The organism is Nonomuraea sp. LP-02 (genome assembly GCF_036289125.1).
In the GTDB taxonomy this organism is placed as follows: domain Bacteria; phylum Actinomycetota; class Actinomycetes; order Streptosporangiales; family Streptosporangiaceae; genus Nonomuraea; species Nonomuraea bangladeshensis.
In genome coordinates, this window is sequence record NZ_JAXCLK010000001.1 from 2,315,500 (window position 1) to 2,329,082 (window position 13,583).

The 13,583-nt window shown below is 72.5% G+C and carries 12 protein-coding genes and 1 riboswitch; all 12 genes read right to left on the reverse strand.

The window, feature by feature from the left end; genetic code table 11:
- Positions 1-40 precede the first annotated feature (40 nt).
- Positions 41-2,923: an aminomethyl-transferring glycine dehydrogenase gene (gcvP, locus tag SMD20_RS10725; RefSeq protein WP_329578445.1), complete on the reverse strand. Its 2,883-nt coding sequence runs from the start codon at positions 2,921-2,923 to the stop codon at positions 41-43.
- 169 nt (positions 2,924-3,092) lie between these two features.
- Positions 3,093-3,191: riboswitch (glycine riboswitch) on the reverse strand.
- Between the two features lie 49 nt (positions 3,192-3,240).
- Positions 3,241-3,861 carry a MerR family transcriptional regulator gene (locus SMD20_RS10730; RefSeq protein ID WP_091084899.1) on the reverse strand — a complete coding sequence of 207 codons (621 nt, stop codon included), beginning with the start codon at positions 3,859-3,861 and terminating at the stop codon, positions 3,241-3,243.
- Between the two features lie 147 nt (positions 3,862-4,008).
- Positions 4,009-4,479 carry a bifunctional nuclease family protein gene (locus tag SMD20_RS10735; RefSeq protein WP_020539830.1) on the reverse strand — a complete coding sequence of 157 codons (471 nt, stop codon included), beginning with the start codon at positions 4,477-4,479 and terminating at the stop codon, positions 4,009-4,011.
- Between the two features lie 130 nt (positions 4,480-4,609).
- Positions 4,610-5,263 carry a transcriptional regulator FtsR gene (gene ftsR, locus SMD20_RS10740; RefSeq protein ID WP_329578456.1) on the reverse strand — a complete coding sequence of 218 codons (654 nt, stop codon included), beginning with the start codon at positions 5,261-5,263 and terminating at the stop codon, positions 4,610-4,612.
- Complete coding sequence (locus tag SMD20_RS10745; RefSeq protein ID WP_091084893.1) at positions 5,260-5,772, reverse strand: FHA domain-containing protein; 513 nt, start codon at positions 5,770-5,772, stop codon at positions 5,260-5,262. Before SMD20_RS10745 ends, ftsR begins: the two co-directional genes overlap by 4 nt.
- Positions 5,773-6,075: 303 nt before the next feature.
- Entirely contained in the window at positions 6,076-8,580 is a 2,505-nt protein-coding gene (locus tag SMD20_RS10750) for a mannose-1-phosphate guanyltransferase (protein WP_329578460.1), read from the reverse strand.
- Between the two features lie 4 nt (positions 8,581-8,584).
- The gene (locus tag SMD20_RS10755) at positions 8,585-9,166 is read right to left on the reverse strand and encodes a CDP-alcohol phosphatidyltransferase family protein (RefSeq protein ID WP_329578463.1); all 582 of its coding nucleotides are present in this window, start codon (positions 9,164-9,166) and stop codon (positions 8,585-8,587) included.
- A gap of 68 nt (positions 9,167-9,234) precedes the next feature.
- On the reverse strand, positions 9,235-10,086 hold the full coding sequence (locus tag SMD20_RS10760) for a GNAT family N-acetyltransferase (RefSeq protein ID WP_329578466.1): 852 nt from the start codon (positions 10,084-10,086) through the stop codon (positions 9,235-9,237).
- A 42-nt stretch (positions 10,087-10,128) separates the two neighbouring features.
- Positions 10,129-10,722 (reverse strand): phosphoribosylanthranilate isomerase, encoded by a 594-nt coding sequence (locus SMD20_RS10765; protein ID WP_329578469.1) that lies wholly within the window; start codon positions 10,720-10,722, stop codon positions 10,129-10,131.
- A 10-nt stretch (positions 10,723-10,732) separates the two neighbouring features.
- Complete coding sequence (locus SMD20_RS10770) at positions 10,733-11,143, reverse strand: hypothetical protein (RefSeq protein WP_329578472.1); 411 nt, start codon at positions 11,141-11,143, stop codon at positions 10,733-10,735.
- Positions 11,144-11,258: 115 nt separating this feature from the next.
- A complete protein-coding gene (locus SMD20_RS10775; protein ID WP_329578474.1) occupies positions 11,259-11,930 on the reverse strand; it encodes a response regulator transcription factor in 672 nt (223 codons plus the stop codon).
- Positions 11,927-13,522, reverse strand: coding sequence for a sensor histidine kinase (locus SMD20_RS10780; protein WP_329578476.1), 1,596 nt, complete (start codon positions 13,520-13,522; stop codon positions 11,927-11,929). Before SMD20_RS10780 ends, SMD20_RS10775 begins: the two co-directional genes overlap by 4 nt.
- Positions 13,523-13,583: the final 61 nt, after the last annotated feature.

Consider the following 13,583-nt stretch of genomic DNA (forward strand, 5'->3'; position numbering starts at 1 on the left):
ACTTGACGATGCCGGACTGGTTCCCCGCCCCGCGATCGGCTCAGTCCTCGTACGCCTCCAGCGGAGGGCACGAGCAGACCAGGTTGCGGTCGCCGTAGGCCTGGTCGATGCGGCGCACCGGCACCCAGTACTTGTTCTCGCGCAGCGACGCCACCGGGTAGGCGGCCTCGCTCCGGCTGTAGGGGTGCGGCCACTCGTCGGCGGTGACCGACTCGGCCGTGTGCGGGGCGTTGCGCAGCGGGTTGTCGGCCGGGTCGTACGCCCCCGACGCCACCTTGGCGATCTCCTCGCGGATGGCGATCATGGCGTCGGCGAACCGGTCGAGCTCGACGAGGTCCTCGCTCTCGGTCGGCTCGATCATGAGCGTCCCGGCCACCGGGAACGACATGGTCGGCGCGTGGAAGCCGTAGTCGATGAGGCGCTTGGCCACGTCGTCCACGGTGACGCCGGTCTCCTTGGTGATCTGCCGCAGGTCGACGATGCACTCGTGCGCGACCAGCCCGCCGCGCCCGGTGTAGAGCACCGGGTAGTGCGGGGCCAGCCGCCTGGCCAGGTAGTTGGCCGACAGGATGGCCTGCTCGGTGGCGGCGGTGAGGCCGTCGGCGCCCATCATCCTGATGTAGGCCCACGAGATCGGCAGGATGCCCGCCGAGCCGTGCGGGGCGGCCGAGACCGGCCCGACCGGGGAGCCGTCCTGCAGCGGGTGGCCGGGCAGGTAGGCGGCCAGGTGGCCGCGGACCGCGACGGGGCCGACGCCGGGGCCGCCGCCGCCGTGCGGGATGCAGAAGGTCTTGTGCAGGTTGAGGTGGGACACGTCGGCCCCGAACTCGCCCGGCTTGGCCAGCCCGACCAGGGCGTTGAGGTTGGCGCCGTCCACGTAGACCTGGCCGCCGGCCTCGTGCACCTTGGCGCAGACCTCGGTGATGCTCTCCTCGTACACGCCGTGGGTGGACGGGTAGGTGACCATGATCGCGGCGAGCGCGTCGCGGTGCTTGGCGATCTTGGCGTCGAGGTCGGCGAGGTCCACGTTGCCGTCGGCGTCGCAGGCGACGACCACGACCCGCATGCCGGCCATGACGGCGCTGGCGGCGTTGGTGCCGTGCGCCGAGGACGGGATGAGGCAGACGTCGCGGCCGTCCTGGCCCTTGTCCCGGTGGTAGGCGCGGATGGCCAGCAGCCCGGCGAACTCGCCCTGCGAGCCGGCGTTGGGCTGCAGGGAGACCGCGTCGTAGCCGGTGACCTCGGCGAGCCAGCGCTCCAGCGTGCCGATCAGCTCCAGGTAGCCCTCGGCCTGCTCGACCGGCGCGTACGGGTGCACGCCCGCGAACTCCGGCCAGGTGATGGGCTCCATCTCGGTGCTGGCGTTGAGCTTCATCGTGCAGGAGCCGAGCGGGATCATCGACCGGTCGAGCGCGATGTCCTTGTCCTGGAGCCGGCGCAGGTAGCGCAGCATCGCGGTCTCGGAGCGGTGGCTGTGGAAGACCGGGTGGGTGAGGTAGCCGGACTCGCGCAGCAGCTCGGCGGGCAGCGCGTCGGCGGTGGCCTCGACGTCGGCGTCCCGCTCGGGCACGCCGAACGCGGCCTGCACGGCGCGCAGCTCGGCCACGCCGGTCTTCTCGTCGCAGGCGACCGAGACGTGGTCGTCGTCGGCCCGCCACAGGTTGACGCCGCGCTCGGCGGCGGCGGCGACCACCTCGGAGGCCCGGCCGGGCACCCGGACGAGCACGGTGTCGAAGAACGCCTCGTGCACGACCTCCAGCCCGCCCGCGCGCAGGCTCTCGGCGAGGGCGGCGGCGTGCCGGTGGGCGCGCAGCGCGATGCGGCGCAGCCCCTCGGGGCCGTGGTAGACGGCGTACATGCCGGCGATCACGGCCAGCAGCACCTGCGCGGTGCAGATGTTGCTGGTGGCCTTCTCGCGGCGGATGTGCTGCTCACGGGTCTGCAGGGCGAGCCGGTAGGCGGGGTCGCCGTCGGCGTCCACGGACACGCCGACCAGCCGGCCGGGGAGCTGGCGCTGCAGGCCCTCGCGGACGGACATGTAGGCGGCGTGCGGCCCGCCGAAGCCGAACGGCACGCCGAAGCGCTGGGAGGAGCCGATCGCGATGTCGGCGCCCAGCTCGCCCGGCGCGGCCACGAGGGTGAGCGCGAGCAGGTCGGCGGCGGCCACGACGAGCGCCCCGGCCTCGTGCGCGGCGGCGGCCACGGCGCGGAAGTCGCGCAGCCGCCCGGAGGCGCCCGGGTACTGGACGAGCACGCCGAAGCACTCGGGCAGCGCGCTGCCGTCGAGCGGGTGCTCGGCGAGCTCGATGCCGAGCGGCTCGGCGCGGGTGGCGAGCACCCGCTTGGTCTGCGGCAGGGCGTCGGCGTCGACCACGAACACGTGGCTCTTGGAGCGGCCGGCGCGCCGGGCGAGGGTCATGGCCTCGGCGGCCGCGGTGGCCTCGTCCAGCAGGGACGCGCCGGCGACGGGCAGGCCGGTCAGGTCGGAGACGACCGTCTGGAAGTTGAGCAGCGCCTCCAGCCGCCCCTGCGAGATCTCCGGCTGGTACGGCGTGTACGCGGTGTACCAGCCCGGGTTCTCCAGCAGGTTGCGGCGGATGACCGCGGGCGTGATCGTGTCGTGGTAACCGAGGCCGATCATGGAGGTGAGGACCCGGTTGCGGCCGGCCAGGGCACGCAGCTCGGCGATCGCCTCGCTCTCGCCGACGGCGGCGGGCAGCGTGAGCCGGTCCTTGACCCGGATGGCCTCGGGGACCGCCACGGCCACCAGGTCGGCGACGGACTCGAAGCCGACGGTCTCCAGCATGCGCTGCTGGTCGGCCTCGGACGGGCCGATGTGGCGGCCGGCGAACGGCGGCTCGGACAGGGACGTGGGCGCGGACGGCGGCGGGGATGCCGGCAGGGACTCTGACAGGGCGGTCATGGACGGTGCCTCCCGAGGCTATGGAGACCGGCGCCGGGGCGCGGGCGGATGCCGGATCTCCCCCTCTGTCAGCGCGGGCGTTCACCGCGACCTGAGAGCTTCGCCTCGCGAGGAGGCTTGCACCGTCGGTGAGGCGCGCCTGGCGGGCGTGCCTGCTTTCCAGAGTTGCCTCACCCGAGCGGTACTGGTTGCCTGAGAGATTCCGGGGAGGGTTGCTCCTTCGGCGCCCCGGACCAGGCGGTGCCGGGGACTCTCCCGCACGGGGTCGTCAGCCTTGCCTGTCCTAGGTTACTACTCTGGACGTTACGGGCGAATTACTACCCCAGCCGTCGGGCACGACGGCGCTGGGCGAGCTCGTCAGCGGGGTGGTCGGCCGGGACGTTGTCCTCGACCGCCGCGCGTTCCCCCGGCAGCTCCGCGAGGCTTCCCTCGACCTCCCGCCAGACCCGGCCGAGCGCGATGCCGAACACGCCCTGGCCGCCCTGGAGGAGGTCTATCACCTCGTCGGCCGAGGTGCACTCGTAGACGCTGACGCCGTCGCTCATGAGCGTGATCTGCGCGAGGTCGGCGACCCCGCGGTTGCGCAGGTGCTGCACGGCCGTGCGGATCTGCTGCAGCGACACCCCGGTGTCGAGGAGCCGCTTGACGACTTTGAGCACCAGGATGTCGCGGAAGCTGTAGAGCCGCTGGGAGCCCGAGCCGTGCGCGGCCCGGATGGTCGGCTCCACCAGGCCCGTACGCGCCCAGTAGTCGAGCTGCCTGTAGGTGATGCCGGCCGCCGCACAGGCGGTGGGCCCGCGGTAACCGATGTCGTCCGGCAGCGCCGCCGGACGCTCGTCGAAGAGCAGCCCCTGCTCCCCGGCACGCTGCCGCGCGTCCTCGCGCCGCACCGGATCTTCCTGGCCGGCCGTCTTTCCCTCGCCGCTGCTGACCGCCACGCGGACCTCCGGCTTTCTCTCATCCCGCGGCCCGATCTGGGGGTTCATATAGGGCGACCGCGGGTTTCACTTGCACCGTAGGACCGTCACCATGCTCAGTCAACGATCCGGCTCGGCGCGTCGTGAAGCGTAAATGCACCGAAATACCTACCCCGCCCTGCCGAAGTCCTCGGGAGTGATCGTGTCAAGGAACTCCCTGAACTTCTCCACCTCGTCCTCCTGGTCGTCCGGGATGACCACGCCGGCCTCCTGGACCACCTCCTCGCTGGCGAAGATCCGGGCTCCGGTGCGCAGGGCGAGCGCGATGGAGTCGGAGGGGCGCGCGCTCACCTCGACGCCGTTGGAGAACACCAGGTCGGCGAAGAAGATGCCGTCGCGCAGCGCGACGATGTTGACCGCGCGCAGGCCGACGCCCAGCGCGCTCAGCACGTCGCGGAACAGGTCGTGGGTGAGCGGCCGCGGCGGAGGCTCCTCCGCCTGGGCGAGGGCGATGGCCGTCGCCTCGGTCATGCCGATCCAGATAGGAAGGAACCGCTCCCCGTGTGCCTCCTTGAGCAAGACGATCGGTTGATTTGTGGGCATTTCGACTCTTACGCCCACGACCTCCATCTGCAACACGGGCTGCTCCGTATTCCTGACCGGTGACCCGGCACAGCTCTTGGTTCGTCGCTTCTGCTGACTGGCTACTTCATTTCAACGTAACACCCGGAAGGCCCCGATTGCTCCCCGGCCACCATCCGGGGTCTCCTCAGCGCCCCAGGACCGAACGTACCCCTGTGCGGACCAACGACGCGTGCAGGTCGAGCAGGAGGTTGGACAGCTCCCGCGCGGTCTCCTCGGCCTCGCCGATGGCGCCCGGGGCGCGGCGTTTCAGCACCGGCGCGACGCTCTGCTCGACCAGGCCGCACTCGCGCTCGGCGGCGGCCTTGACCGCGCGCAGGTGCCGGGCGCCGAGGCCGAAGCGGGCCAGCGCGCCGACGGTGCGGGCGATCTTGAGCGCCTCCTCGTCGTAGCGGCGGGCCACCGGGGCCAGCAGGCCGTAGTCCTCGCACTCGGCGAGGGTCTCCTCGTCGATGCCGGCGGCCTCCAGGAGCTCGGCGCGGCCGAGCCTGACCTCCTGCTTGTCGGGCAGGGCCCGGGGGAGGCCGAAGCTCTCGGCCATGCGGTCCTTGATGACCCGCAGCGGCAGGTAGTGGTCGCGCTGCTCGGTGAGGATGAAGCGGAGCTGCTCCACGTGCAGATGCGTGAACTTGCGATAGCCGGAGGGGCTGCGCTCGGGCTCGATGAGCCCTTCGCCCTCCAAGAACCTGATCTTGGAGATCGTCACATCGGGGAACTCGCCCTGCAGCAGGGCGAGCACCTCCCCGATGCTCATGTGCGAGCGGGCCGCCTGGGAAGTCATGCGCTGTGGTTGCCCCGCATGAGGAAGACCAGCCGGAACTTGCCGATCTGCACCTCGTCGCCGGAGTGCAGCGGAACCTCCTCGATCCGCTCGCGGTTGACGTAGGTGCCGTTGAGGCTGCCCACGTCGCGGACGGAGAACTGGCCGCCGCGGTGGCGGTAGAACTCCACGTGGCGGCGCGAGACGGTGATGTCGTCGAGGAAGATGTCGCTCTCCGGGTGGCGCCCGGTCGTGGTGAGGTCCTTGTCCAGCCGGAAGCGGCTGCCCTGGTTGGGGCCCCTGGTCACCGTGAGCAACGCCGTGCCGGGCGGGAGCTGCTCCACCAGCGCCCGCTCCTGCAGGAGCATGTCGCCTGTCTCAGCCTCGTACGCCTCGATTCCCGCCACGGAGATCGTCGAAGTGGTGTCCCCGGCGACCTCGTGTCTGGTCAGCGGTGACCCGCAGCGGGAACAGAAACGGGCATCCTCGGGGTTGGCGTGCCCGCACTGCGTGCAGTAGACGCTCGGCATCGATCGGCTCGGCCTCCTACCGCGAAGACGCGGCGACGGTGCTCAGGACGCGCCTCGCTTCGCTTTCTTCAAGTTTGCGAATGCCGCAACATACGCTGATCAGCGGCAAAGGTCAACTCGGGGCGCTGGACGGTGGTTTGGACGCAGACAAAGTTACCGCCGCTTCCGCCCCGTGGTCCATGCCGCCGCGCGTTTCTACATTACGATCTTGCGGCGGCCGGCGCGCACCCCGCAACCGTGGTTTCCGCCACTTTCGCACCGTTCACGCACCGATCACGCTCCGTGACATCTCCGGGTGCCGAATCAGCCGGCGGCCTGTTCCACCACCCGCGCCCAGCGCTCCAGGAGCGCCTGGGCGCCGTCCATGTCGGCCGCCTCGGCCCACAGGTCGGTGACGGGCTCGGTCGCGGCGGGCAGCACCAGCACCCAGCTCCCGTCGTCGCGGGCCACCCGCACCCCGTCGGTGGTGTCCACGCGGTAGCCCGCGGGCTCGGCCTCGGCGGCCTCGATGACCGAGCGCATGACCGCACCCTTGGCCGCCCACGGCGTCGGCACCGTCCTGCGCAGCAGCTTGACCTCGGGGATCCTGGCGTCGATCTGGCTGAGCGAGAGCCGGGTGCGGGCGACCAGCCCGAGCAGGCGCATGAACGCGGCCAGCCCGTCGATGGCCGGGCTGAACTCCGGCACCACGAACCCGCCGCGCCCGTCCGCCGCGAAGATCATGTCGGGGCCCGCGACGGCCGCGGTGAGCGCGTCCAGCGACGTGGAGGTCCACTGCACCTGAACGCCGTGGAAGCGGCACACCTGCTCGGCGACCCGGGTCGTGGTGACCGGCAGCGCCACCCGGCCGCCCCGGCGCTCGGCGGCGACCAGGTCGAGCACCACGAGCAGGGCGCGTTCCTCGTCGATGAGCTGGCCCATCTCGTCCACCAGGGCGATGCGCTCGCCGACCGGGTCGAAGCGCACGCCGAAGGCCGCCCGCGAGGAGCTGACCAGCTCCGACAGCCGTTGCAGGTCGCGGCGGCGCTCGGCCAGCGTCTCGGTGGGCGAGACGTCGTCGAGGCGGGCGTTGACGGTGAGCACGTCCACGCCGACCCGGCCGAGCAGGGTGGGCAGCACCAGCGAGGAGGTGCCGCCCGCGCAGTCCACGACGACCTTCATGTCGCGTACGTCGCCGACGCCGACGTGGCGCAGCAGCTCGTGGGTGTAGTCCTCGACCGCGCGGGACGGATGGGTCAGCTCGGCGATCTCGCCGGGGAAGGCGCGGCGGAACTCCTGGCGGGAGAAGACCCGCTCCAGCTTGCGCTGCGCGCCGGGGGCGAGGTCGGCGCCGCGGGCGTCCATGAGGACGATGTCCACGCTCTGCGGGTCGCCTGGGGTGGTGCGCAGCGCGATGCCGCCGGCGGCGCCCTCCCTGCCGGTGTGGAAGCGGGCCACCGGCAGCGGAGCCGCCTCCAGGTCGAGGACGTTGATCGCCCCGGCGGTGAGCGCGCCGTTGACCGCCCGCTTGAGCGCGCGGGCGGCGAGCGAGCAGTCGCGGGAGGTGACGACGTACTCGCCCTTCTTCAGCGTGGTGGCGTAGGCGCTGGCCAGGCGGACGCACAGCTCGGCGGTGATCTCCACGTTGACCAGGCCGCTCACGCCCCGGGGGCCGAACAGGCTGCGCTGGCCCCGCGACTCCCAGATGACGCTGGTGTTGACGACCGCGCCGGCCTCGATGGTCTTGAACGGGTAGACCCTGACGCCGCTGGAGACGTACGCCTCGGACTCGATGACGCACTCGTCGCCGATGACCGCGTTCTCCTCGATGCGGGCGCCGGTCATGACGTCGGTGCTCTTGCCGACGACGCAGCCGCGTAAGTGGGCGCCGGGGCCCAGGTAGACGTTGTCGTGGACGATCGCGCGGTGCAGGAAGGCACCCTCGCGGACCACGACGTTGCTGCCGAGCACGGTGTACTCGCGCAGCTCGGCGCCCGCCTCGACCTTGGCGTAGTCGCCGATGAGCAGGGGGCCCTTGAGCACGGCGTCGGGGTCCACCGACGCCGACTCGGCGACCCAGACGCCGGGCGAGAGCTCGAAGCCGCCGAGGTCCAGCTCGACCCGGCCGGACAGGGCGTCGGCCTGGGCCTTCAGATAGCTGTCGTGGGTGCCGACGTCCTCCCAGTAGCCGTCGGCGACGTGGCCGTAGATGGCGGCGCCGCGCTCCAGCAGGGCGGGGAAGACGTCGCCCGACCAGTCGACGGGCTCGCCGGTGGCGACGGCGTCGAGGATCTCGGGCTCCATGACGTAGATGCCGGTGTTGACGGTGTCGGAGAAGACCTGGCCCCAGGTGGGCTTCTCCAGGAAGCGCTGCACGCGCCCGCCCTCGTCGACGATGATGATGCCGAATTCGAGGGGGTTGGGGACGCGCTTGAGTCCGATGGTGACGAGTGCCGAATTTTCCCGATGAAAACGGATCATTTCGGATAAATCGATATCCGTGAGGGCGTCTCCGCTGATCACCAGGAACCGGTCGTCGCGCAGGCGGTCGGCGGCGTTCTTGACGCTGCCCGCGGTGCCGAGGGGGACGTCCTCGGTGGCGTACTCGAGGTGCATGCCCAGCTCGTCGCCGTCGCCGAAGTAGTTGCGCACCAGCGCCGCCAGGAACTGCACGGTCACCACGGTCTCGGTGATGCCGTGCCGTTTGAGCAGGCGCAGGACATGCTCCATGATCGGGCGGTTGACCACCGGCAGGAGGGGTTTGGGCTGGTTGGCGGTCATCGGCCGCAGCCGCGTGCCCTCCCCGCCCGCCATGACGACCGCCTTCACCCGCTCACTCCTTCTTGGCCGAGGTCACGAGCCGGCGCACCTGCACCACGTACAGCAGTCCGGCCCACCAGTACAGGCCCGTTCCCCAGAGAGCGAAGGCCCAGCCGACGATCCGGGCTATATCGGCATACCACCCGGAGTGGGAGGCAAGGAAGAGGAGGGGGAAGGCGTACATGAGGTTGAACATCGCGGCCTTGCCCAGGAAATGCACCTGAAGTGCCCGGTAGCCGTGCTTGCGGAGGACGGGGAAGGAACACGCGACGAAGAGTTCGCGCGCCAGGATGACCAGCACCAGCCACCACGGGATCACCTCGCGCAGTAGCAGCGCCAGGATCGTGGCGAAGACGTAGAGCTTGTCGGCGGCCGGGTCGATGAGCCGGCCGAGCTTGCTGGTCTGGTTGAACGCCCGGGCGATCTTTCCGTCGAGCCAGTCGGTGAAGCCCGCGACGGCGAGGATCCCGATGGCCCACCCGTCCGCCTGCGGCACGAGGACCAGCCACAGGAACACGGGCACGCCGAGGAGGCGCAGGAAGCTCAGCAGGTTGGGAACCGTCCAGATCCGGTCCTCGGCGGAAGTTTCGCTCACGCAGCAGACCCTACTGATTGCGCCGAACTCCCGCGCAGCCGGTCGGGGCCCGGCCCCGTGGTCCGCCGTCAGGCGCGCTGGAAGGAGTGCGTACGGCCGACCTCGGCGAAGCCGAGCCGGGCGTAGAAGTCCTTCGGCCAGTCGGCCGCGTCGGCGACCAGGAAGATCAGCTCGGCGCCGGCCGCCTCGGCGAGCAGCGCGCTCAGCAGCGCGCAGGCGTGGCCCCTGCCGCGGTGCTCCTCGGCCGTCCAGACGTCCTCGATCTGGGCGACGCCGCCGTGCAGGTAGAGGTCGGCGCGGGCGGCGATCTCGCCGCCGGGCGCGCGCACGCCGCGGAAGAGCACCCGGTCGGCGCCCGCCACGCGGTGCTCCACGCGCCTGGCCAGCGCCTCGACCACCTCCTCGCCCGCCTCGGGCAGGCTGCGGCGCCAGTCGCGGCGCAGCACCTCCATCAACTCGGCCGTCTCCAGGGGCTCGGCCGGGGGCGGGTCCTCGGGGACGGCGCCGCGGAAGGCCATGACGAGGAGGACCTCGTGGGCGTAGCCGGCGCGGGCGAAGGCGGGCGCGAACACCTCGCCGAGGCGGTCGTCGCCGACCGTCACCAGCCGGTGGGCGTAGCCGGCCAGCACCTCGTCGGCGGCCCGCAGCACCTCACCAGGCTCGGCGGGCTCCCACACCAGGAGGCGGTTGTCGTCGTAGGAGCCGGCGTAACGCTCGTCGAGCACGGCCACCCCGCCGGGCACGGGCACCTCGCGCGGCGCCCGGCGGCGGGCGAAGCCGCGCAGGAACGCGAGCGCGCGGGCCAGGTCGGCCGCGTCGCTCCCGCGCCGTAAGGCGGCCAGGTGGGCGACGTCGTCCATCACGCCCGCCACGCCACGGGGAACGCGGGCCGTGCCCGCCCTGCCAGGAACGCGGGCCATGCCCGCCCTGCCCGCCATGCCCGCCGCGCCGGCCGTGACCGGTCAGCCGGCATCGCGCACCGCCTTGAGGAACGCCTCGATGAGAGCGGGGTCCTTCACCCCGGGCGCGGTCTCGACGCCGCTCGACACGTCGACCCCCCACGGGTCGGCGGCGGCGATCGCCTCGGTCACGTTGTCCGGGGACAGGCCGCCGGCCAGCAACCAGCGGCCCGACGGCCGGCCGCGCACGGCCGCCCAGTCCCACGGCTGCCCGGAGCCGGCGTGCGGGGCGTCGACCAGGAGGAGGTCCTCGTCGTAGGCGCCGCAGCGCAGGTCGGCCGCGGAGTCGACGGCGCGGACCAGGGTGAGGCCGAGGTCGCGCAGCGCGAGGAAGTCGGCGTGCGGGTGACGGCCGTGGAGCTGGATCGCCCGCACGCCGGAGGTCAGCGCCGCCGCCCGGACCGTCTCCGGGTCCTCGCCGCGGAAGACGCCGACGGTCAGGACGTGCCCGGGCACCGCCGCGGCCAGCTCGGCGGCGCGCTCGGGCGTGACGCGGCGCGGGCTGCGGGTCATGACGAACCCGATGGCGTCGGCCCCCGCCTCGACGGCGGCGGCCACGTGGGCGGGCTCGCTCAGGCCGCAGATCTTGACGTACACACCCACGACATTAGCGGCGCCGGGCGGCTGCCGGCGACCACGACCAGATCAGCAGCGCGAGGACCAGCCCGAACAGCATCACCCCGTTGGGCAGGTGCGCCCCCAGGACCGCCCAGGTGAAGTGCTGGGCCATGCCGAGGACGAACAGCGCGAGGCTGGCCAGGGCGGGCCAGCCCGCGCCGCGGCCCGGCCGCCAGACGAGCACGGCCAGCACGATCTGCACCAGGGCGATGAGGTGGACCACCATCCCGGCCATCACGTGCGTCTCGGCCAGGGACGCGGTCTCGACCGCCTGCCCGGCGAACGAGGCCGCGACCAGCAGCGCGGCGACCTGGGCGATGATCGCCACGCGGAGCGCGTACAGCAGGCCGGCGGAGACCTGGCCGGCGACCGGCCGGTTCATGACCGTGGTGCTCTCCATGTCGGAGGTCCTTTCGAAGCGAGGTTCGGTGCGGGACCTCATGGTGGCGACGCGGGCCTCGGAGCGTCGTCAGCCTGCGGGATGAGAGCCGGTCCGCCCTGCGGCGGAGCGCAGGTCAGGAACCCCGGCGGACGGGGCGGAAGGAGGCGTCCACCAGGCCCGCGCGGTGCGCGACCACGGCGGCCTGGATGCGGTTGCGCAGCCCCAGCTTGTCCATCGCGGCGGCGATGTGGGTCTTGACCGTGGTCACGCCGACGTGCAGCTCCTCGGCGATCTCGGCGTTGGACAGGCCGGTGCCGACCAGGGCGAGCACCTCCAGCTCGCGCTCGGTCAGCCCGGCGGGCACCGGGGCGGCGGCCTGCTCCTCGGCGGCGAGGAAGCGTTCGACGACGCGGCGCAGCACGGACGGCGCGAGGAGCTGCTCCCCCGTGGCGGCCCGGCGCACGGCGTCCACCATCCGCTCCGGCTCGTCGTCCTTGACCAGGAACCCGACCGCTCCGGCGCGGAGGGCGGCGTGCACGTTGGCGTCCTCGGCGAACGTGGTCAGCACCACGATCCTGATGGCCGGCCGGGCGGCCAGCACCCGCTTGATCGCCTCCAGCCCGTCCACCCGGGGCATGCGCAGGTCCATGAGGATGACGTCGGGCAGGTGCCGCTCGGCCAGGCGGACCGCCTCGGCGCCGTCCTCGGCCTCCCCCACGACCTCCATGTCGCCCGCGGCCTGCAGCAGCATGCGCACGCCCGCGCGGACCAGCGCCTGGTCGTCGGCCACGAGGACGCGGATCACGTGGCGCTCCTCGCGGGCAGGCTCGCGGCCAGCATCCAGCCGCCCTCGCCGTCGGGGCCGGCGCTGAGGGTGCCGCCGAGTGCGCGCACCCGTTCGCGCATGCCGGCCAGGCCGCGGCCGGAGGACGGCAGGCGTTCGATGACGGTGGGCGGGGGGCCGTTGCGGATCTCCACCGACAGCCCCTCCCCTTCGGGGGCGACGCTGACGCTGACCCGGGTGCCGGGGCCGGCGTGTTTGAGCACGTTCGTGAGTCCTTCCTGGACGATGCGCGCCGCGGAGGCGCGGGCGGTGAGCGGGGCCTGGTCGGTGGCGGGGTCGAGGTGGAGGTCCACGACGAGGCCGGCGGCGGCCATGCGCTCGGCCGACTCGCGTACGACGTCGGTGGGGTCGGCCAGCAGGTGCGGCTGGCGCTCGGGCTCGCGCAGCAAGTCGAGCAGGTCGCGCAGGTCCTGCAGCACCTGATGGCCGGTCTCGCGGATGTCGCTGAGCGCGTCGGCGACCGGGCCGTCCGGCGCGGTGTAGCGGGCGGCGCTGGCCCGCAGCACCATGGCGCCGACGTGGTGGGCGACGATGTCGTGGACGTCGCGGGCGATGCGCTCGCGCTCGGCGAGCTGGTCGGCCCGCACCTGGGCGACGGCCGCACGGGCCGCCTCCTCGGCGCGCAGCCGCTCGGCGGCCGCGGCGGCCTGCCGCATGCCGAGGTAGCGGCCGATGGCGATGGGCGTGGCGACCAGCATCATGAGCACGCCGACGCGGAACGGCGTGACCTCGGTGCCGTCGCCGACGACGGCGATGGCGGTCAGCATGCAGCCGGCGAGGTAGGCCGCCACCATCCACCACCACGACGCCACCCGCATGGCGAACACGCCGACGGCGACGAGCGTGAGGATCACGCAGGTGTTGACGGCCTCGTTGAGATAGGTGTCGGCGCACACCAGCAGCACGCCCTGGCCGAGGAGGACCAGTCCGGGCAGCCTCCTCGCCACGCCCAGCGACAGGCCGCCCACCACGGCCAGCAGGCCGACCACCCAGACGGGCTGGCTGCCGGAGTGCCAGGTGGTCCAGGTGCTCAGCACGGTGATGGCCACGCCGCCGGCGGCCAGCAGGGCGTCGGGGGTGACGTCGCGCTCCTCCAGCGGCCCGACCGTGCCGCGCAGGTACGCGCCGAGCACGGCGGGGACGACCGGCAGCAGGACCGAGTAGAACCAGGTGTTGACCGTGAACGCGATGCCGGGGTCGGCGATGTTGACCGCGGTTGCGGCGATGGCGGCGGCCGTCGCCGCCACCGTCGTCCCGCACCACCCGGAGCGGAACCCGGCCACGCCGACCGCGACGCAGAGGAGGATCTGCGCGGTGTTGGAGGTGTACGAGCCGAGCTGGTCCGTGACGACGAGCAGCGCGGCGAGGTAGAGGGTGACCGGCACCGGCCGGCTGCGGACGAACCCCATGGGCAGGCCGGCCAGCAGCCCCATCGGCAGGTTCGCCTCGGCCGGCAGGTAGGTCGTGTCGCCCGCGTGGGCGGTGGTGAACAGGTCCAGTGCCACTCCCGAAACCGCCAGGAGGACATCCAGCGGCACACCGCGCCAACGCATGCACTCACGCTATCCGCACACCGTGAACCGCTGATCCTCCGGTCGAAGGATGCCGCCTCCT